Origin of the sequence: Treponema parvum, assembly GCF_017893965.1 — a bacterium.
Classification (GTDB): Bacteria; Spirochaetota; Spirochaetia; order Treponematales; family Treponemataceae; genus Treponema_D; species Treponema_D parvum.
Map to the genome: position 1 here is coordinate 328,590 of NZ_CP054142.1, position 19,537 is coordinate 348,126.

General features: G+C 47.4%; 21 protein-coding genes. All 21 read left to right on the forward strand.

Annotated features, from left to right (window positions below):
- The first annotated feature begins 26 nt into the window (after positions 1-26).
- The 21 genes from secE to rpmC all read left to right on the forward strand — a co-directional run bounded on the left by secE (position 27) and on the right by rpmC (position 19,536).
- Entirely contained in the window at positions 27-212 is a 186-nt protein-coding gene (gene secE / locus HRQ91_RS01510) for a preprotein translocase subunit SecE (RefSeq protein WP_210119957.1), read from the forward strand.
- Positions 213-220: 8 nt separating this feature from the next.
- Positions 221-778: a transcription termination/antitermination protein NusG gene (nusG, locus tag HRQ91_RS01515; RefSeq protein ID WP_210117248.1), complete on the forward strand. Its 558-nt coding sequence runs from the start codon at positions 221-223 to the stop codon at positions 776-778.
- Positions 779-927: 149 nt separating this feature from the next.
- Entirely contained in the window at positions 928-1,359 is a 432-nt protein-coding gene (rplK, locus tag HRQ91_RS01520; RefSeq protein ID WP_210117247.1) for a 50S ribosomal protein L11, read from the forward strand.
- A gap of 1 nt (position 1,360) precedes the next feature.
- On the forward strand, positions 1,361-2,041 hold the full coding sequence (gene rplA / locus HRQ91_RS01525) for a 50S ribosomal protein L1 (protein ID WP_210117246.1): 681 nt from the start codon (positions 1,361-1,363) through the stop codon (positions 2,039-2,041).
- A gap of 2 nt (positions 2,042-2,043) precedes the next feature.
- Positions 2,044-2,718 (forward strand): 50S ribosomal protein L10, encoded by a 675-nt coding sequence (gene rplJ, locus HRQ91_RS01530; protein ID WP_210119958.1) that lies wholly within the window; start codon positions 2,044-2,046, stop codon positions 2,716-2,718.
- Between the two features lie 258 nt (positions 2,719-2,976).
- On the forward strand, positions 2,977-3,360 hold the full coding sequence (rplL, locus tag HRQ91_RS01535; RefSeq protein WP_210117244.1) for a 50S ribosomal protein L7/L12: 384 nt from the start codon (positions 2,977-2,979) through the stop codon (positions 3,358-3,360).
- Between the two features lie 288 nt (positions 3,361-3,648).
- Complete coding sequence (gene rpoB, locus HRQ91_RS01540; protein ID WP_210119959.1) at positions 3,649-7,209, forward strand: DNA-directed RNA polymerase subunit beta; 3,561 nt, start codon at positions 3,649-3,651, stop codon at positions 7,207-7,209.
- Positions 7,202-11,455, forward strand: coding sequence for a DNA-directed RNA polymerase subunit beta' (gene rpoC, locus HRQ91_RS01545; RefSeq protein ID WP_210119960.1), 4,254 nt, complete (start codon positions 7,202-7,204; stop codon positions 11,453-11,455). Before rpoB ends, rpoC begins: the two co-directional genes overlap by 8 nt.
- 418 nt (positions 11,456-11,873) lie before the next feature.
- Positions 11,874-12,248, forward strand: a complete 375-nt coding sequence (rpsL, locus tag HRQ91_RS01550) for a 30S ribosomal protein S12 (RefSeq protein ID WP_210117242.1) — start codon at positions 11,874-11,876, stop codon at positions 12,246-12,248.
- 12 nt (positions 12,249-12,260) lie between these two features.
- Entirely contained in the window at positions 12,261-12,731 is a 471-nt protein-coding gene (rpsG, locus tag HRQ91_RS01555; protein WP_210119961.1) for a 30S ribosomal protein S7, read from the forward strand.
- A gap of 632 nt (positions 12,732-13,363) precedes the next feature.
- Entirely contained in the window at positions 13,364-14,551 is a 1,188-nt protein-coding gene (gene tuf / locus HRQ91_RS01560; RefSeq protein ID WP_210117240.1) for an elongation factor Tu, read from the forward strand.
- Between the two features lie 71 nt (positions 14,552-14,622).
- The gene (rpsJ, locus tag HRQ91_RS01565; RefSeq protein ID WP_210119962.1) at positions 14,623-14,931 is read left to right on the forward strand and encodes a 30S ribosomal protein S10; all 309 of its coding nucleotides are present in this window, start codon (positions 14,623-14,625) and stop codon (positions 14,929-14,931) included.
- 76 nt (positions 14,932-15,007) lie between these two features.
- The gene (gene rplC / locus HRQ91_RS01570) at positions 15,008-15,628 is read left to right on the forward strand and encodes a 50S ribosomal protein L3 (protein WP_210119963.1); all 621 of its coding nucleotides are present in this window, start codon (positions 15,008-15,010) and stop codon (positions 15,626-15,628) included.
- Positions 15,629-15,646: 18 nt separating this feature from the next.
- Positions 15,647-16,288 carry a 50S ribosomal protein L4 gene (gene rplD / locus HRQ91_RS01575; RefSeq protein WP_210117237.1) on the forward strand — a complete coding sequence of 214 codons (642 nt, stop codon included), beginning with the start codon at positions 15,647-15,649 and terminating at the stop codon, positions 16,286-16,288.
- Positions 16,288-16,572 carry a 50S ribosomal protein L23 gene (locus HRQ91_RS01580; protein WP_210117236.1) on the forward strand — a complete coding sequence of 95 codons (285 nt, stop codon included), beginning with the start codon at positions 16,288-16,290 and terminating at the stop codon, positions 16,570-16,572. The genes rplD and HRQ91_RS01580 overlap by 1 nt, the downstream gene beginning before the upstream one ends.
- A 31-nt stretch (positions 16,573-16,603) precedes the next feature.
- On the forward strand, positions 16,604-17,428 hold the full coding sequence (gene rplB, locus HRQ91_RS01585) for a 50S ribosomal protein L2 (protein WP_210117235.1): 825 nt from the start codon (positions 16,604-16,606) through the stop codon (positions 17,426-17,428).
- 17 nt (positions 17,429-17,445) lie between these two features.
- Positions 17,446-17,745, forward strand: a complete 300-nt coding sequence (gene rpsS, locus HRQ91_RS01590; protein WP_210117234.1) for a 30S ribosomal protein S19 — start codon at positions 17,446-17,448, stop codon at positions 17,743-17,745.
- 12 nt (positions 17,746-17,757) lie between these two features.
- Positions 17,758-18,114, forward strand: coding sequence for a 50S ribosomal protein L22 (gene rplV, locus HRQ91_RS01595; RefSeq protein WP_210117233.1), 357 nt, complete (start codon positions 17,758-17,760; stop codon positions 18,112-18,114).
- 1 nt (position 18,115) lies between these two features.
- Entirely contained in the window at positions 18,116-18,889 is a 774-nt protein-coding gene (gene rpsC, locus HRQ91_RS01600) for a 30S ribosomal protein S3 (protein WP_210119964.1), read from the forward strand.
- 3 nt (positions 18,890-18,892) lie between these two features.
- Entirely contained in the window at positions 18,893-19,312 is a 420-nt protein-coding gene (gene rplP, locus HRQ91_RS01605; RefSeq protein WP_210117231.1) for a 50S ribosomal protein L16, read from the forward strand.
- An 11-nt stretch (positions 19,313-19,323) separates the two neighbouring features.
- The gene (gene rpmC / locus HRQ91_RS01610) at positions 19,324-19,536 is read left to right on the forward strand and encodes a 50S ribosomal protein L29 (RefSeq protein ID WP_210117230.1); all 213 of its coding nucleotides are present in this window, start codon (positions 19,324-19,326) and stop codon (positions 19,534-19,536) included.
- Position 19,537 lies beyond the last annotated feature (1 nt).

Genomic DNA, 19,537 nt, shown 5'->3' on the forward strand with positions numbered 1-19,537 from the left:
TTATTCTTTTTATTTTGAGGAAAAATATGGCAGCAAAGGTAGGCGGTTTTTTACGTGAGTGCGTCGCGGAGCTTAAAAAAGTTGTGTGGCCCAGCCGTGATGATGTTACCGCTTCTGTAAAGGTTGTGATCATCTCTACGATTATTATTGCAGTATTATTGGGCGTGCTTGATGCCGGGTTTACGGCCGCATTCCGCGCTGTGATGAGATAGGGGTATTAATGTCTAAACAGTGGTATATACTTCATACGTATACCGGCTATGAGGGAAAAATAGAACGCACGCTCAGATCCATGCTCGAAGCAAAAGAGATAGATCCTGCAGTTCTTACAAATGTAAAAGTTCCCGTTGAAGAGATCGTCGAAATAAAAGACGGTAAAAAACGTTCCCGCAGTAATAAATTTTTACCCGGCTACATAATGCTGGAAATGGATTTGCCCGATCTCGGCTGGAAAAACATATGTTCCAAAATCCGCCGCGTTCAGGGAGTGACCGGCTTTGTCGGGACGCCCCCAGATGTGCGTCCCAGACCTATTTCAGGGGACGAGGCAAAAAATCTGCTTCAAAAAGCCGGCGAAATCAAAGGTGAAAAACCCGTTCACGTTAAGCAGAGCTTTGCCGTGGGCGACCAAGTGAAAATTACGGACGGACCTTTTGCCACCTTTACCGGTACGATTGAAGAAGTAAATTCCGAAAAAGACCGCCTTCGCGTCATGGTGCAGATCTTCGGGCGCGCTACGCCGGTTGAAGTGAGTCTTTTGCAGGCGGAAAAAGTTTGATTTGAAAATTGAAGAACGGAATAAAATCAGTTCCGTTTTCCGAATTTTGGGAGAAACACAAGTCCGTCGGACATAGGTGTTTCGCTAGAGTGAAGGACGGATCCCGTTAGGGATCTTAAATTCATTCATACCAATTTAAGGAGTTATATATGGCTGTAAAAAAGGTGACGGCTGTCATTAAACTGCAGTGTCCTGCAGGTTCTGCGACGCCCGCTCCGCCGATCGGTCCCGCTTTGGGCCCTCACGGTGTGAACGCGCCTAAATTCGTACAGGAATTTAATGACAGAACCAAGTCCATGGAAAAAGGGCTTGTGATTCCCGTCGTTATCACCGTCTATCAAGACAAGTCTTTTACGTTTATTTTGAAAACTCCGCCGGCGGCGGTTTTGATCAAAAGAGCGTTAAAACTGGAAAAGGCTTCAGGTAATCCCCTTCGCGACAAAGTTGGAACTCTTTCTAAAAAAGATCTTGAAGAGATCGCAAAAACAAAGATGCCCGACATCAATGCGAACGATATCGAAGCGGCAAAAAAAATTATCGCCGGTACTGCCCGCAGTATGGGTGTAGAGGTGGAGCACTGATATGAAACACGGAAAAAAATATCGCGCGTCACTTACAAAGCACGATCTTACAAAAAAATATCCGGTTTCCGATGCTTGTAAGATAGTCGGCGAGTTGAGATACGCAAAATTTGATGAAACGGTAGAGGCGCACGTTTCGCTTCGCTTGGGCAAAGGTCAGACAGTTCGGGATACGCTGGTTTTCCCCAATCAGTTTAAAGCCGAAAAAAAGGTTCTTGTGTTCTGCAAAGAAGACCGCGCCAAAGAAGCTTTGGACGCAGGAGCGGCCTACGCCGGAGCTCAGGAATATATCGATAAGGTTAAGGACGGCTGGCTCGATTTTGACGTTGCCGTAGCTACTCCCGACATGATGAAAGATGTGGGACGCTTGGGTATGGTTCTCGGACGCAAGGGGCTTATGCCTAATCCCAAGACCGGAACGGTAACGAACGACATCGTTCAGGCGATCGGCGAACTTAAAAAAGGCCGCACCGAATACCGTGCCGACAAGGGCGGCGTAGTTCACATTGCCGTAGGTAAGAGTTCTATGGACACGGCTAAGCTTGCGGAAAACATCACGGCGCTTTTAGGCGAAATCTGGCGCAAAAAGCCTTCTGACGCAAAGGCCGGTTTTATTCAGAGCGTTTCCGTAAGTTCGACTATGAGCCCCGGTGTATGGGTCGACTATAAGGAAGGAGAGTGATTATGGCTATGAGGGCAAAGAAAGTTCAGCCTGCAAAGACTGAGGCGATCGAGTCTGCAAAAAAGACGTTTGAAGGCTATAATGATTTTATTTTTACGGATTATCGCGGTCTTACGGTTGAACAGATTTCAGCGTTGCGCGGTAAGCTCCGTGAAAAAGATTCTCAGTTCAAAGTCGTAAAAAATAATTTTGCAAAGATTGCGTTTGACAGTCTTAAAATTGAAAATGTTTCGGAATTCCTCAAAGGGCCTACGGCTATCGCCATGGCTAAAGAGGATTCAAACGATATCGCGAAAGTTTTGTTTGATTTTGCCAAAGAAGTGCCGGCCTTGAGCGTTAAGGCGGGGTATATCGGAAAAGAAATCTACGATGTGGCTAAAATGGAAGCCTATTCGAAGATTCCGGGCAAAAAAGAACTCATCGCAATGCTTATGTCTGCGATCAACGGGCCTGCGCGTAAATTGGCCGCCACATTGAAGGCGTATGCAGAAAAAAAAGAAAAGGACGGGGGAGCGGCTGTTGAAGCTGCAAAAAGCGGCGCGCCTGAAGAGGCTTCCGGTGCGGCTCCTTCCGAGGCGGCGGCTCCCAAGGCCGAGCCTGCAGAAAATGCAGCTCCTGCGGCCGAAGCTCCCAAAGCGGAAGGCGCAGCTCCTGCAGCGGAAACGGCCGCGACCTAAGGGTTTGCGCCTGGCTGTGGAGGCGGCTCTAAGGGGCGACCTTTCAGCTTCTGTTTTTGTTTTTAAGCGCGGTCAGGCTTCATCGCTGTCGACTGTCCGTGCTGTGGGGTGTTGTAAAACTTTTGTAAAAAGCTTTAGCGCCCTTTATAAAATGCCGCAGCACGGCGATTTGAGTGCCTTAAAGCGGCGAGAAAATGCTTAAGCGGGGTAAAATATGCCTTGCGGCGGCTAAAAATTTTTATTTTTGGAGAAGACAATATGGCAGCATTAACAAACGATCAAATTCTTGACGCGATCGCAAACATGACGGTTTTGGAGGCTTCGGAGCTTGTAAAGGCTATGGAAGAGAAATTTGGCGTAACGGCGGCGGTTGCCGTTGCTGCGGCTCCTGCAGGCGGTGCGGCTGCTGCAGGCGGCGGAGAAGAGCAGACTGAGTTCACTGTAACTCTCGATTCTTTTGACGCTGCAAAGAAAATCCCCGTCATCAAGATTGTGCGTGAAATTACGGGGCTCGGACTTGGAGAAGCAAAGGCGCTCGTTGAAGGCGCTCCGAAGACCGTTAAGGAAGGCGTAAGCAAAGCCGACGCCGACGAGATGATCAAAAAGATCACCGAAGCCGGAGGCAAGGCAAGCAAAAAATAAGCGGAATGATTACCGTCTTATAAAAATCGTGCTTGAATTCGGCTCCTGCAAGGGCGTAAGAGTCTTGAAGCTTCCTTGCGAGCCGTTTAAAAGCCGGTCAGGTTCTTGTCGTTTGCGGTCTTTCCCGTTTGCGGCGAAACTTGACTGATTTTCGGGCTGCTCCTTGAAAATTTTCAGGGCAGCCCCGATTTGTCTATTATAAAATATTTGTGCAATGATTTTGTGCTGTGAAGGAGTTTCTTTCATGTAGCAAAATAAGATTGCAATGTTTTTTTAGCGAGGTTTTTGATGTTCGCAAAAAGCCGGACGATTAACCGTCAGTACATTGGAAAAAACATCCAAAAATTTATGGATGTTCCCAACCTAATCGACATTCAGTTGTCATCTTATGAGAGTTTCCTGCAGAAAAATAAAGTTGAAAAAAAAGAGCCGCTTGACGAACAGGGGCTGCAGGAAGTTTTTTCATCTACCTTTCCTATTGAAAGCCCTAACGGGGACATGGCTCTCGAATATGAATTTTACGATCTTGATATGCATAATATCAAATTTTCGGAATTTGAATGCAAGCAAAAGGGTCTGACATACGCGGTTCCTTTAAAAGCCAGGATAAATTTAAATTTTTTGCAGACCGGCGCGATTTTGCAAAAAGATATATACATGGGCGACATTCCGCTCATGACTGACCGCGGAACGTTTATCATAAACGGCGCCGAGCGTGTAGTAGTTTCTCAAATTCACCGCTCTCCCGGCGTTATATTCAGCCACGACAAGGGCGTTTACGGCAGCCGCATTATTCCCTACCGCGGTTCATGGCTTGAATTTGAAATAGACCAAAAAAAAGAACTGATTTTTGCTAAGATCGACCGCAAAAAGAAAATTCTCGGAACGATTTTTTTGCGGGCTCTAGGTTACAATACCCGCGAAGAGATCATTCGTTGTTTTTACGAAGTGGAAAATGTCAAAATTAAAGACACCCGTGAAGACAGAGACGCTCTTGTAGATAAGGTTCTGGCCGAGCCTGTAGTAGTAAAAGACAAGGATTCGGGCGAAGAAAAAAAACTTTACCGAGCGGGCGTTCGCCTCTATCTTCATGACATAGACGAGCTTATCGCTCACGGAGTTAAGTCGATTTCGGTAATTAAATTCGATACCAGAAAAAATCCCGGCGATAAAAACAATAAAGAAAAAAATCTGTCGCTCAATTCCCAGATAATCATAAACTGTTTTGAACGCGAAGACATACGTTTTGCCAAAGAAGGCTCCGAAAACGAAGAACCTACCAAGGAAGACGCGCTTTCGGCCGTTTATTCGGTTCTTATGCCGAGCGAACCTATTACCGTTGACGCGGCGGAAAAAGATTTGAATTCCATGTTCTTTTCTTTGCGCCGTTACGATTTGGGGCGCGTAGGCCGCTATAAACTGAATAAGAAATTCGATTACAAGGAAAACGTTGAAGAACATACGCTCGTTAAACAAGACATCGTTGCGACGATGAAATTTCTTTTGAACGTCTACATAGGCGAAGAGCAGATCGACGACATAGACCATTTGGGAAACCGCCGTATCCGTTCCGTAGGCGAGCTTATGACAAATCAGCTTAAGACCGCATTCAGCCGCATGGAGCGCATAGCGAAGGAGCGCATGAGCCTTAAAGAAACCGAAACCATGAAGCCGCAGGATCTTATTTCCATTAAACCGATCGTTGCGTCCATTAAAGAATTCTTCGGTTCGAGCCAGTTGTCGCAGTTTATGGATCAGGTAAATCCTCTTGCGGAACTTACGCATAAAAGGCGTTTAAATGCTTTAGGACCGGGAGGACTTTCACGAGATCGTGCCGGCTTTGAAGTTCGCGACGTACACTATTCGCATTACGGGCGTATGTGCCCTATAGAAACTCCCGAAGGTCCGAATATCGGTCTGATTGTTTCGCTGGCTATTTATACTCACATAAACGAATACGGATTCCTTGAAGCTCCGTACCGGAAGATAGAAAACGGAAAGGCTACTAAGGACTATGAATATCTGTCGGCTATGGACGAAGACAAGTATTACATAGGACAGGTGAGTGAAAATCTTAAGGCCGACGGATCCTTCAGCACGGAACTTATTTCCTGCCGGCACCGCGGCAACTATACTCAGCGTTCGCCGAGAGACGTTCAGTATATGGACGTTTCCCCGCGTCAGGTCATTTCCGTTTCGGCCGCGCTTATTCCGTTTCTTGAGCACGACGACGCAAACCGCGCCTTGATGGGCTGTAATATGCAGCGTCAGGCAGTTCCTCTTTTGTTCCCCGAACCTCCGTACGTAGGAACGGGTATGGAACAAAAATGCGCTTACGATTCGGGAGTTCTGGTTACTGCAAAGAGAGCCGGAGAAGTCGTGTGGGTTTCAAGCGATTGCATTAAGGTTAAACCCGACGGAGGTTCCGAAAAAGAGCTTGACGAATACACTCTTTTAAAATATCAGCGCACTAATCAGGATACGTGCAATCATCAAAGACCGACGGTCGACGTAGGTGAAAAAGTGAAAGCCGGCGACATTCTTGCCGACGGACCTGCAACCTTTAACGGCGAGCTCGCTTTAGGGCGAAACCTCCTGGTCGGCTTTGTGCCGTGGAACGGTTATAACTATGAAGACGCGGTTCTGATTTCTCAGCGTGTCGTAAAAGAAGACATGTACACTTCCATTCATATAAAAGAGTTTTCAACGGAGATACGCGAGACAAAACTCGGTCCTGAAAAAATCATCCGCGACATTCCGAATACTGCCGAAAAGACGCTCGACAACTTGGACAGCGAAGGTATTATCCGTGTGGGAGCGAAGGTTCGCTCGGGAGATATTCTCGTAGGAAAGGTAACTCCTAAAAGCGAAACGGAAACCACTCCCGAATTCAAATTGCTCAATTCTATTTTCGGCGAAAAGGCAAAAGAAGTTCGCGATTCGTCGCTCCGCGTTCCCCACGGTGTGGAAGGGGTCGTCATAGACGTTCAGCGTTTGCGCCGTACCGAAGGGGATGATTTAAGTCCCGGCGTTGATGAAGTTGTAAAAGTTCTTATCGCGAACAAGCGCAAACTCCGCGAAGGCGATAAGATGGCCGGCCGCCACGGAAACAAGGGCGTCGTTTCAAGAATACTTCCGGTTGAAGATATGCCGTATTTGGAAGACGGAACACCTCTTGACGTGTGCTTGAATCCTCTCGGCGTTCCTTCCCGTATGAACATAGGCCAGATTATGGAATCGGAACTCGGCATTGCCGGAAAGTATTTGAATCAGTTCTACGAATTGCCGGTATTCCAGTCGCCGTCGCAGGAAATGATTGCGAAAAAACTTGAAGAAGCGGGGCTTTCAAAGGATTGTAAACAAATCGTTCGCGACGGGCGCACGGGAGAACCGTTTGTAAATCCTATTTTTGTAGGCGTCATATATTATCTTAAACTGCACCACCTTGTAGACGACAAGATGCATGCGCGCTCTACCGGACCGTATTCTCTTGTTACGCAACAGCCTCTCGGCGGAAAGGCGCAGTTCGGCGGACAGCGCCTTGGTGAAATGGAAGTATGGGCTCTTGAAGCTTACGGCGCCGCCAACACTCTGCAGGAAATGATGACGATCAAATCCGACGACATGAACGGACGATCGAAAATTTACGAGTCGATCGTAAAGGGCGACCCGTCCACTCCTGCCGGCGTTCCGGAATCTTTTAATGTTTTGGTTCAGGAAATGCGCGGTTTGGCGCTGGATTTCACTATTTACGACGCCAAAGGTAAACAGATCGCTCTTACGGAGCGGGATCAGGAGCTGATCGACAAAGCGGCTTCCGGTTTTGACAAGGAGACTACCAATGCGTGATATTCAAGATTTTGCGAGCCTTAAGATAAAGCTTGCTTCCCCCGATACGATCCGTGCATGGTCCTACGGTGAAGTTAAAAAACCCGAGACTATAAATTACCGCACGCTCCGCCCTGAAAAAGACGGCCTTTTCTGTGAGCGCATCTTCGGTACTACAAAGGAATGGGAATGCTATTGCGGAAAATTTAAATCTATTCGCTATAAGGGCGTCATTTGCGACCGTTGCGGCGTTGAAGTTACGCATTTTAAAGTAAGGCGCGAACGTACGGGGCATATAGAACTTGCCGCGCCCGTGAGCCATATATGGTATTATCGTTCGGTTCCAAGCAGAATGGGATTGCTTCTTGACCTGCAGGTTGCGGCATTGCGGTCGGTTTTGTATTACGAAAAGTACATAGTAATCGATCCGGGCGACACGGATCTTAAAAAGAGGCAGCTTTTAACCGAAGAAGAATACATTGAAGCTCAGGAGCGTTACGGTCAGGCGTTTACGGCCGGAATGGGAGCGGAAGCGATCAAAACCTTACTGGAAGGACTTGATCTTGACGCCCTCGCCGCGGAACTCCGCACAAAGATGATCGAAAAAGGTGCAAAAAGCGACAAGCGTCTTTTAAAGCGCATTGAAATAGTCGAGAGTTTTCGCACTTCGGACAACAAAGCTTCGTGGATGATCCTCGACGTTATTCCCGTAATTCCGCCCGAGCTTCGCCCTATGGTTCAGCTTGACGGCGGCCGTTTTGCAACTTCCGACTTAAACGACTTGTATCGTCGCGTGATAAATCGCAATAACCGCCTTAAAAGACTTCAGCAGCTTTCCGCGCCGGACATCATTATCCGCAACGAAAAACGAATGCTCCAGGAAGCTGTGGACGCTCTGTTTGACAACAGTAAGAGAAAGCGCGTCGTAAAGGGAGCTTCGAACCGCCCGCTAAAGTCCATAAGCGATATGTTAAAGGGAAAGCAGGGGCGTTTCCGCCAGAATTTGCTAGGAAAACGCGTCGACTATTCCGGCCGCTCCGTGATCGTCGTCGGTCCAGAATTGAAACTTTGGCAGTGCGGTCTTCCTACAAAGATGGCTTTGGAATTGTTTAAACCTTTTATAATGAAAAAGCTTGTGGACAAGGACGTCGTTTTCAACATCAAAAAGGCTAAGATGCTTGTAGAACAGGAATCGCCTGAAGTTTATGCCATTCTTGACGAAGTTGTCCGCGAACATCCGGTTATGCTTAACCGCGCTCCCACTCTTCACAGGTTGGGTATACAGGCTTTTGAGCCCGTTCTTGTAGAAGGAAAGGCTATAAAATTGCATCCTCTGGCGTGTAAGGCATTTAACGCGGACTTTGACGGCGACCAAATGGCTATCCACGTGCCGCTTACTCAAGCTGCGCAGATGGAATGCTGGACGCTCATGCTTTCGGCAAGAAACCTGCTTGATCCGGCCAACGGCAATACGATAGTTTACCCATCTCAGGATATGGTTTTGGGTATTTACTATATGACTTCAATAAAAACTTCCGGCAAAGGAAGCGGCAAAAGGTTTTCGTCGGCCGATGAGGTAAGACTTGCCGCCGAAGGCGGAAGCATTGAATGGCAGTCGTTAATCAAAGTTCCCGTAGAAAAGCGTCCTTATAACGGTACGACCATAGAAACTTCGGCCGGACGGCTTGCGTTTAACGAAGCGATGCCGGACGAGGTCGAATATGTCAACGAGCAGATGGACGACAAAAAGCTAAGAAAGATGATCGAAAAAGTTTATCATATCAACGGGCCCTGGCTTACCATTCAAATGCTCGATGCGATTAAGTCCGTAGGGTATAGGAATGCAATGTTCTACGGCGCCACTCTTTCGATGGATGATATTATCATTCCCAAAGAAAAGAAAGATATGATGGACAAGGCCAACAGGGAAGTTGAAGAGATCGTAGGACAGTATTCAAGCGGTCTTATTTCGGACAAGGAAAGATACAATAAGGTTACCGATATTTGGCAGCGCACCAACGAATCTTTGACAAAGGTCATGATGGAAAATCTTGCCAAAGACAAAGACGGGTTTAACACTATCTACATGATGGCAAAGTCGGGCGCGCGCGGTTCGCCTAAGCAAATTTCTCAGCTGGCGGCTATGCGCGGCCTTATGGCTAAACCTAACGGCGAAATCATCGAGCTTCCCATACGTTCCAATTTCTACGAAGGTTTGTCGGTTATCGAGTTCTTTATTTCTACGAACGGAGCCAGAAAAGGTTTGTCCGACACCGCTTTGAAAACGGCGGATGCCGGTTACATGACGCGCCGTCTGGTAGACGTTGCTCAGGATGTAGTAATAAACGAGGACGACTGCGGAACAATAAACGGCATTGATTATGCGGCCATAAAGAACGGCGACGAAATCGTTGAAACCCTTTCTTCCCGTATCGTAGGGCACTATACCATTGAGCGCGTAGTTCATCCTATTACCGGAGAACTTTTATGCGACGTCAACGAGTACATCGACGACGATTTGGCAAAGAAAATCGAAGACGCCGGCGTTGAAAAAGTCAAGCTCCGCACCGTGTTGACCTGCGAAGCCCAGCACGGTCTTTGCGTAAAGTGCTATGGTAAAAACCTTGCGCGCAACAAGATCGTTGAAATCGGGGAGGCCGTCGGTATAATCGCCGCCCAGTCCATCGGTCAGCCGGGAACCCAGCTTACCATGCGCACCTTCCACGTGGGAGGCACCGCGTCCAAGGTTACCGAAGACAACCGTATTTCTCTTAAATACGACGCCCTCATTGGAGCTGTGGAAGGTTCCCGCGTAGACACAAAAGACGGAAACTGGCTGTTCACGCGCAAAGGATATATGGAAACCACACATCTTTTAGCGCATTACGATATGGAAAAAGGCGATAAACTGCTGGTTTCCGACGGAAGCCTCATCATGAAAGATACGGCTATAATCAATCGTAAAGGCAAGGATATAACCGCTTCTGAGTCGGGACGCATAATAATCGTAGGCGACGCCCTGTATATAGGCGTTGCAAATTCCATAAGGGTGGAAATCGGCAACGGTTCGACTATCTATGTCAAACCGGGCGATGTAGTTAAAGCCAACGCGGTTATAGGCGAATTTGACGCCTTCAGCGAGCCGATTATCGCCGAGTATTCGGGTTACGTTCACTTTGAGGATGTTATCATAGGCTCTACTTTGGAAGAAAAGATCGACGCGAAAACCGGTTCGGTCGAACGGCGCATAAGCGATCTGCATTTGGACGTAAAACAGCCGCGCATTCTCATCACGGACGAAGCCGGCAACGAAATGGGAAGTTATCACCTTCCTTCAGGAGCGATTCTTCAAGTGGAAGATAAGCAGAAGGTCGAAGCCGGCGTAACGCTTGCAAAACTTGCCAAGGAAGTTGCAAAGACTAACGATATCACCGGCGGTCTCCCGCGCGTTTCGGAGCTGTTTGAAGCGCGAAAACCCAAAGAACCTGCCGTCCTTTCTAAGATTTCAGGAATCGTGAAATTCGGCGGCGTTACAAAGGGAAAGCGCCTTGTGATAGTGGAAGATATCTACGGCAGAAAATTCGACCATCTTGTTCCCATGACAAAGCGCATGCTTGTCCGCGACGGCGACCACGTCGTTGCAGGAGAATCTTTGTGCGACGGATCTCCTAGTCCGCATGACATACTTGCGATACTCGGTGAAAACGCGCTCCAAAACTATCTTATGGATGAAATCCAGCAAGTTTACCGCGCGCAGGGCGTAGACATAAACGACAAGCACATCGGTATTATCGTTCGTCAGATGCTCAGAAAGGTGGAAGTTATGGCCGTAGGCGATACACACTTTATCTTTGGCAAGCAGGTGGATAAATACAAATTCCATGATGAAAACCGCCGCGTAGTTGCCGAAGGCGGACAGCCTGCGATTGCCCAGCCTATGTTCCAGGGAATAACCAAGGCTTCGCTGAACGTAGATTCCTTTATATCTGCGGCCTCTTTCCAGGAGACGACGCGCGTTCTTACCAATGCGGCAATTTCCGGAGCTACCGACGGTCTGCACGGTATAAAAGAAAATGTGGCCATCGGTCACATGATACCTGCCGGAACCGGCATAAGAAATTATAAAAATGTAAGGCTGTTTGACGAGTCGGACAAGGATCTTGACGTGCAAATGGAAGAGATTGTCGAACGCCGCAGGGAAGAAAAGGCTCTTGCGGAACAGCTTGAAGAATCCGCCGGCGCAATGATGGCCGACGACGCGGACTGATAGGCTAAATTTCGGGTTTTATTAAACTCGAAATTTTCCAACCCTTTAGTATGTAAACTGAATGGCAAGTTTTGAAAACGAGGTGCGGAGGCGAGGTTCCGGCCGCGTGACGCTTCGAGCGTTATGCTTAGAGAATTCTGCTCTAAAAGCTCGACCGCGGCATACACAGCGAGTTTGCGATGCAAACTCGTAAGTGAGCGTAGCGAACGGAGTTCTCGCTGAAAGCATATTATAACTCGTCGAAACCTCGAAGAAATCGCTGAAGGTGAGTTTTTCGAGATGTCCTTAAGTATTTGCGGAACCTGCCTTTCAAAAGGCTTGACTTACGTTTCGTGAATTTTGTAATATATAAAGCCTGTATGGTTTGAAATTTTGCCCGGAGTGCTGACCGGCAACAATTATAGAGGAGAATAGGCCGATGCCTACAATTAATCAATTAATTCGTCAAGGACGTAGAACTGCTGCAAACAGAACCAAATCTCCCGCGCTTGAGTCCTGTCCGCAAAAACGCGGCGTATGCACCCGTGTTATGACAGTTACGCCCAAAAAACCGAATTCGGCTCTCCGCAAGGTAGCCCGTGTTCGTTTGTGCAATGGAATAGAAGTTACTGCATATATCCCGGGAATCGGACATAATCTGCAGGAACACTCTGTGGTTTTAATCCGCGGCGGTCGTGTAAAGGATCTGCCGGGCGTTCGTTATCATATCATCCGCGGTGCGAAAGACGCTCTCGGCGTTGAAGATCGCAAGCGCGGCCGTTCGAAATACGGCGCAAAAAAGCCTAAGGCATAAAGGAGTGTAAAGATGGGAAGACATAAAAAAACTATCGACCGTCCGATATTGCCGGATGCAAAATACAACAGCGTAGTTATTTCTAAATTTATAAGCCGTATGATGTTGGACGGAAAAAAAGCTTCATGTACGAGAATCGTGTATGAAGCCTTGGATAAGTTAAAGGCAAAGACCGAAACGGAGCCTTTGGAAGTGTTTTTAAAGGCAATAGACAATGTAAAGCCCGTTGTAGAAGTAAAGTCTCGCCGCGTCGGTGGCGCCACGTATCAGGTTCCCGTAGAAATCCGTGATTCCAGACGTGAAGCATTGGCTATGCGTTGGGTGATCACGGCTGCCCGTTCAAGAAGCGGACACGGAATGGCCGACACGTTAGCTCTTGAATTGTTTGACGCTTTTAACAACACCGGCACTGCGTTTAAGAAAAAAGAAGACACTCATAAAATGGCTGAGGCTAACAAGGCCTTTGCCCATTACAGATGGTAGTTTTCGGCGATTAGGACTAAAAGTTCGTCGCCTGAAAATTCAGTTATTTTTGTAATACGGCACCTTTGAGAATTTTAAAATTGACTCTTAAAGGTGCTTTTTTTGATATTTTTTAACTTTGCTATTGCAATTTAATTATAAAAAGTGTATAAATAATTTCACTGCAAATTTCATTTTATGACATTGCAGCAGGGTTCTTTGAGAGTCAGGCGGGTGTTAAGCCCGGTGCAGCCGTAAAGTTAATTGTTTTTTCAATTTTCAGGTTTGTACGACCCTTTAATGTGCTGATTCCGCCGTCGGCGGGATCCGTAAAGATGATTGATGACATTAAGGGTTTCTGACAGGTCCGTAATATGTGGACGTCAGGCTCATGGATGCCAGACCAGTCGTCAGGCGGTTAAGTTTGATGGTGATAGGTGGTGCCGGCCATTGATATTCCGAATAGATGGAATGTCGTGCGAGATTAATTTCTGTTCCGTTTCCAACTCTAAAATCATCTCACAGGCATTAACCGATTTAAGTGTGTATGCGAATATGGCGTTTTCGTCAGAAAACCGTCATGTTCTGGCTTAAAGTGCATCACATAAAATTATGTATGCCGGCAAAGAGGATAGTCCGGCAAGGAGAAAAACATGGCGAAGGAGAAGTTCGTTAGAACTAAGCCCCACATGAACGTTGGAACCATCGGTCACGTTGACCATGGTAAGACTACTTTGTCTGCAGCAATCACACAGTATTGTGCAAAAAAATACGGTGATCACGCGCTTAAGTATGATGAAATTGATAACGCTCCGGAAGAAAAAGAGCGCGGTATTACGATCAATACGCGCCACCTTGAATATCAGTCGGACAAACGACACTACGCGCACATCGACTGTCCCGGACACGCCGACTATATCAAAAACATGATCACCGGTGCAGCTCAGATGGACGGAGCTGTTCTCGTCGTTTCCGCTCCCGATTCCGTTATGCCCCAGACGCGCGAACACTTGCTGTTGGCTCGTCAGGTAGGCGTTCCGAAGATCATTGTTTTCCTGAACAAGGTTGATCAGGTGGATGATCCGGATCTTCTTGAATTGGTAGTTGAAGAAGTAAAAGACACTCTTAAAGAATACGGCTTTGCCGCGGAAACTCCGATCATAAAAGGTTCCGCGTTTAAGGCTTTGAACGAAAGCGACAAGGCTGAAAACACCGCCTGCATCGAAGAACTGCTCACGGCTATGGACACGTGGTTTGATGATCCGATTCGTGACGAAGCAAAACCGTTCCTTATGCCGATCGAAGACATCTTCACTATTTCCGGACGAGGAACCGTTGTAACTGGACGCGTAGAGCGCGGCGTTGTAAATATGAACGACGAAGTTGAAATCGTAGGTATCCGCCCGACGCAGAAGTCAACCGTAACAGGTATCGAAATGTTCCAAAAGACGCTCGATCAGGGTATTGCAGGAGACAATGTTGGCGTTCTTTTGCGCGGTATTGAAAAGAAGGATGTGGAACGTGGTCAGGTACTTGCGAAGCCCGGTTCCATTCATCCTCACACGAAATTCGAAGCGCAGATTTACGTTTTGTCAAAGGAAGAAGGCGGACGCCACAGCCCGTTCTTCTCAGGCTATCGGCCTCAGTTCTATTTCCGCACGACGGATATTACCGGAACGGTGACCCTCGAAGCGGGAACGGATATGGTTAAGCCCGGCGATAATGTAAAGATTATCGGCGAATTGATTCACCCGATCGCTATGGATGAAGGTCTTAAGCTTGCTATTCGTGAAGGCGGTCGTACGATCGCTTCCGGTCAGGTTACTAAAGTAATAGAATAGTCCGGTTTTGTTATAGATAATGCCTGCGGCTTTTAAGCTGCAGGCTCTATTTCAAATCCATTGGAGGAATAATGGCTAACGGAAAGATTCGTGTCAAACTCCGCGCTTTTGATGTTGAGTTGATCGATCAGAGTGCAAAAGCCATCGTGCAGACTGTGCAGAAAGCGGGCGCAAAGGTCTCAGGCCCCATACCGCTGCCTACTAGGATAAATAAGGTGACTGTATTGCGTTCTCCTCATGTAAATAAAAAATCACGTGAGCAGTTTGAAATGCGTACACACAAGCGCCTTATCGATATTCTTGAACCGACGTCCGATGTTATGGATTCGTTGATGAAACTGGAATTGCCTGCCGGTGTGGATGTGGAAATCAAGCAGTAGTTTTTATTGCTTTTAAACGGTATCGGTCCTCCGGATCTGGGATGACGGCCGTAAATTGTTTAAGGAGAACATCAGAATGAAAGGTCTGATTGCAAAAAAAGTGGGGATGACCCAGGTTTTTGACGAAAGCGGTAATCTTATACCAGTAACCGTGATCCACGTCGAACCTAATGTGGTTGTTTCCACGAAGACAAAAGAAACCAACGGGTACAATGCCGTAGTTTTGGGTCTTGAAGATATTAAGCCTTCAAAGGCCAGCAAGGCATATGCCGGACAGTTTCCTGAAAATATTTCACCGAAACGTTATTTAAAAGAATTTCGCGATTTTGACAATGACGTAAAAGTAGGAGACCTCGTAGGTCTTGAGCTCTTTGAAAAAACACGTTTTCTTGACGTGAGCGCAACTTCTAAAGGCAAGGGTTTTGCCGGCGTAATGAAGCGGTGGGGCTTCCACGGCGGACGCGCTACGCACGGTTCCAAATTTCATCGCGAACCGGGCGGTACAGGGCATTCCACAACACCCGGGCATTGTTTTAAGAACACGAAGCTCCCCGGCCGTATGGGTTCCGAAAAAGTCACGGTGCAAAATCTTAAGATCATTAAAGTTGATCCTGAATTGAAAGTTATTATGGTTCGCGGGGCAGTCCCCGGGAATAAAGACTGTACGCTGATCGTCAAGTCCGCGGTAAAGAAATAACGACGGAGGAAGATAACTATGGAAAAGAAAGTCTATTCTGTCGATGGTAAAGAGCTGCGCACTATTATGCTTGATGATAAAGTGTTCGGTCTTCCTGTGAATGAGGATGTCATTTACTATGCCATCAATAATGAACTGGCAAATAAGCGCGTGGGTACGGCTTGCACGAAGGGCCGTTCCGAAGTGCACGGCAGCAATGCAAAGCCGTATAAACAAAAAGGTACCGGACGTGCCCGGCGCGGCGATAAAAAATCTCCGCTTTTAGTCGGCGGCGGCGTTATATTTGGCCCGAAACCGAGAGATTTCAGCTATTCCATCCCTAAAAAAGCAAAGCGCTTGGCGATGAAGTCGATTTTGAGCCTTCAGGCGCAGAGCGACAGGCTCACCGTGGTGGAAGATTTTACCGTAGAAAGCGGAAAGACAAAGGATTTGGTAAAAATTCTTGATAATTTTGCCAAAAATGAAAGGACTGTTATCATCCTTAAAGATGATGACGCAAAGATAAAGCAGGCCGGAAACAATATTCCCAATTTATACTTCCTTTCTTATAACCGATTGCGTGCGCACGACTTGTTTTACGGACGCAAAGTCATTTTGCTTGAAACGGCTGCGAAAAATATTTCACAGTTTTACAATGCTGACGAAAAGGAGGCTGAATAATGTTTAACGAAGACGTTATTATAAAGCCTGTTATTTCCGAAAAGGCAAATGCATTGCGCGAACAGGATAAATATGTATTTATTGTGCGTTCCGATGCTACTAAAACACAGGTTAAGGATGCGGTTTCAAAACTTTTCAGTGTAAAAGTTATAGGCTGTACGACGATGAATGTGATGGGAAAGATTAAACGTCTTCGGGGCAGACCCGGGCGTACGTCTTCTTATAAAAAAGCCGTAGTGCGCATAGCACACGGCGAGACGATTAAGGTGTTCGAAGGCGCTTAAGCCTTAGACTGCGAATTAAGGGGAATCAGATATGGCTCTGAAAATTTTTAAGCCGGTCACCGCAGGGACCCGAACACGTGTTGACCTGCGAAAGGATGAACTGACTGCCGACAAACCGGAAAAAACTCTGGTGTCGGGCAGAAAGTCTTACGGAGGACGCGGCGCCGGAGGACGTATTTCCGTACGTCATCAGGGAGGCGGACACAAGCGCAGATACCGTGATATTGATTTTAGACGCGACAAACACGGAATTCCGGGAACCGTCAAGACTATAGAATACGATCCGAACAGGAGTGCGAATATCGCATTGATTTTCTATGCCGACGGCGACAAGCGTTATATTATTGCGCCTAAAGGTTTGACCGTAGGGCAAAAGATAATGTCCGGAGAAAATGCGGATCCTTCCGTGGGAAACGCACTTCCGCTTTCGGTAATTCCTGTGGGGTTTACCGTGCATAATATTGAATTGACGATAGGCCGCGGCGGGCAGTTGGCCAGGTCCGCAGGCGCAAGCGCGCAGGTCGCGGCGAAGGAAGGAGACTATGTAACTCTCCGCCTGCCGTCAAGCGAACTCCGCCGCGTAAACGGAAAATGCTATGCTACGATCGGCGTGGTAGGAAATGAAGACCACATGAATGTTCAGCTGGGTAAAGCCGGACATTCAAGATGGCTCGGAATTCGTCCTTCCGTGCGCGGTATGGCGATGAACCCTGTGGATCATCCGCTCGGCGGCGGTGAAGGCAGAGGTAAGGGACGTAACCCCGTTACTCCTTGGGGACAGCCTTGCAAAGGCTATAAAACCCGCAACAAGCGGAAGACGTCGGACAGATTTATCGTTTCGCGTCGGAAGAAATAGTTGTATAGGAGTTAATGGTGTCAAGATCTGTTAAAAAAGGCCCTTTTGTTGAAAAGAGCCTGTATAAAAAGGTTACGGAAATGAATAAAGAGTCTGACAGGAAGATGATAAAGACATATTCCCGCTGCTCTACAATCATCCCTGAAATGGTTGGCAATACGATTTCCGTCTATAACGGAAAAACATGGATTCCGGTTTATATCACGGAAAACCTTGTCGGGCACAAGCTCGGCGAGTTTGCTCCTACGCGTATATTCCGGGGACATGGTGGTACTGATAAAAAAGCTAGCGCCGGCGCGGCTCCGGCAGCTAAATAATAGGTGGATATTATGACTGTAAAGAAAGGTTATGTAGCCACTGCAAAATTCCTGATCGCATCTCCTACTAAAGTTCGTCCTGTAGCGCATGTGATCAATCAAAAGTCCTGTTCGAAGGCGATGGCGATTCTTGAGAATATGCCGCAGAAAGGTGCGGAACTTATCCGCGGCACGTTGAAGTCTGCGGTGGCCAATGCGCTGAATGCTAACAACAAACTGGATGAAGACATGCTGTTCGTTAAGGAAATTCGTATTGACGAAGGTCCTAGGCTTAAAAGAGTTTGGTTTCGTGCGCGCGGCCGCGCCGATCAGCTTTTAAAACGCATGTGTCATATTACAGTGGTCGTTGACGAAAAGGCGGAGGAATAAAGTGGGTCAGAAAGTTAGTCCTATCGGTTTACGTCTTGGAATCAACAAGACATGGCAGTCCCGCTGGTATGCATCTCCCCGTGAATATGCAGACCTGGTTTTGGAAGACATGAAGATCAGAAAAATGATCTCCGAGTTTCCGGAATGTAAAAATGCGGACATCGCACAGATTGAGATTATTCGTCATCCTCAGCGGGTTACCATTGTGATTCATACGGCCCGCCCGGGAGTGATTATCGGTGTAAAAGGCGCTACGATCGAAAAGATCAGTACGGACATTCAAAAGCAGCTGACAAAGAAGGTGCAGATAAAGATAAAAGAGATCAAACGCGCCGACGTTAACGCTTCTTTGATTGCGCAAAATGTAGGCCGTCAAATGATGGGGCGCGCTTCATTCCGTAAGGCTATGAAGCAGGCGACGAGCAACGCTATGAGGGCCGGCGCTCAGGGTATAAAGATCCGCTTGGCCGGACGTCTGGGCGGCGCCGAAATGAAGCGGAGCGAAGAGCAGAAGGAAGGAAGGGTTCCTCTTCACACTCTTCGCGCGGATATTGACTATGGTGTCTTTGAAGCTCTAACTACTTACGGCAAAATCGGCGTAAAAGTTTGGGTGTACAACGGCATGAATTATGGTCATGAGCAGAACGAAGATGCAGGACAGCTTGTCCGAAAGCCTCGACGTGAAAGACCTGCCCGTGCAAATGCGGCCGGACAAGACGGTGAAACCTCCGTCGAAAAAGGCGCCGAAAACGCGGACAAGGCTTCAAGGAGTTAGTCTATGCCACTTAGTCCTAAAAGAGTAATTCACCGTAAGGTGCAGCGCGGCAGACAACACGGTTTTGCTACGCGCGATAATAATATTGATTTTGGAGACGTCGCGCTTGTGGCCATGGATCCCGTCTGGCTGCGTGCGACTCATATCGAAGCTGCCCGTGTTGCGATCAACCGTAAGATAAATCGCGCCGGACAGGTTTGGATTCGCGTCTTTCCGGATAAGCCGATTTCACGGAAGCCTGCCGAAACCCGTATGGGTAAAGGAAAAGGCGCTCCTGAATTTTGGGCTGCGAACATAAAGCCGGGCATGATACTGTTTGAAATAGGCGGAATCGAAAAAGGTCTTGCTGCCGACGCTTTAAAGCTTGCGGCCAGTAAATTGCCCATAAAAACAAAAATTGCTTATAAGCCTACAAAAGATTAAGGAGGTATAAGATGGCAAAGTCGACAAAAAAAACAGACAAAGAACTGTCTTATGCTGAATTGGTAAATCAGCTTACAGAGCAGAAAAAGAAATACATGGATTTGCGCTTTCAGATGATCATTTCCCATGTTGATAATCCGATGCAAAAACGTACTATGCGCCGAGAGATCGCCCGCTTGAATACGTTTATCCGGCAAAAAGAACTTGCCGGAGAGAATAAGTAGG

What these genes read in the sequence shown, in the direction of transcription:
- secE (WP_210119957.1), top strand. Translation starts at nt 27, where the DNA reads ATGGCAGCAAAGGTAGGCGGTTTTTTACGTGAGTGCGTCGCGGAGCTT.
- nusG (WP_210117248.1), top strand. Translation starts at nt 221, where the DNA reads ATGTCTAAACAGTGGTATATACTTCATACGTATACCGGCTATGAGGGA.
- rplK (WP_210117247.1), top strand. Translation starts at nt 928, where the DNA reads ATGGCTGTAAAAAAGGTGACGGCTGTCATTAAACTGCAGTGTCCTGCA.
- rplA (WP_210117246.1), top strand. Translation starts at nt 1,361, where the DNA reads ATGAAACACGGAAAAAAATATCGCGCGTCACTTACAAAGCACGATCTT.
- rplJ (WP_210119958.1), top strand. Translation starts at nt 2,044, where the DNA reads ATGGCTATGAGGGCAAAGAAAGTTCAGCCTGCAAAGACTGAGGCGATC.
- rplL (WP_210117244.1), top strand. Translation starts at nt 2,977, where the DNA reads ATGGCAGCATTAACAAACGATCAAATTCTTGACGCGATCGCAAACATG.
- rpoB (WP_210119959.1), top strand. Translation starts at nt 3,649, where the DNA reads ATGTTCGCAAAAAGCCGGACGATTAACCGTCAGTACATTGGAAAAAAC.
- rpoC (WP_210119960.1), top strand. Translation starts at nt 7,202, where the DNA reads ATGCGTGATATTCAAGATTTTGCGAGCCTTAAGATAAAGCTTGCTTCC.
- rpsL (WP_210117242.1), top strand. Translation starts at nt 11,874, where the DNA reads ATGCCTACAATTAATCAATTAATTCGTCAAGGACGTAGAACTGCTGCA.
- rpsG (WP_210119961.1), top strand. Translation starts at nt 12,261, where the DNA reads ATGGGAAGACATAAAAAAACTATCGACCGTCCGATATTGCCGGATGCA.
- tuf (WP_210117240.1), top strand. Translation starts at nt 13,364, where the DNA reads ATGGCGAAGGAGAAGTTCGTTAGAACTAAGCCCCACATGAACGTTGGA.
- rpsJ (WP_210119962.1), top strand. Translation starts at nt 14,623, where the DNA reads ATGGCTAACGGAAAGATTCGTGTCAAACTCCGCGCTTTTGATGTTGAG.
- rplC (WP_210119963.1), top strand. Translation starts at nt 15,008, where the DNA reads ATGAAAGGTCTGATTGCAAAAAAAGTGGGGATGACCCAGGTTTTTGAC.
- rplD (WP_210117237.1), top strand. Translation starts at nt 15,647, where the DNA reads ATGGAAAAGAAAGTCTATTCTGTCGATGGTAAAGAGCTGCGCACTATT.
- HRQ91_RS01580 (WP_210117236.1), top strand. Translation starts at nt 16,288, where the DNA reads ATGTTTAACGAAGACGTTATTATAAAGCCTGTTATTTCCGAAAAGGCA.
- rplB (WP_210117235.1), top strand. Translation starts at nt 16,604, where the DNA reads ATGGCTCTGAAAATTTTTAAGCCGGTCACCGCAGGGACCCGAACACGT.
- rplV (WP_210117233.1), top strand. Translation starts at nt 17,758, where the DNA reads ATGACTGTAAAGAAAGGTTATGTAGCCACTGCAAAATTCCTGATCGCA.
- rplP (WP_210117231.1), top strand. Translation starts at nt 18,893, where the DNA reads ATGCCACTTAGTCCTAAAAGAGTAATTCACCGTAAGGTGCAGCGCGGC.
- rpmC (WP_210117230.1), top strand. Translation starts at nt 19,324, where the DNA reads ATGGCAAAGTCGACAAAAAAAACAGACAAAGAACTGTCTTATGCTGAA.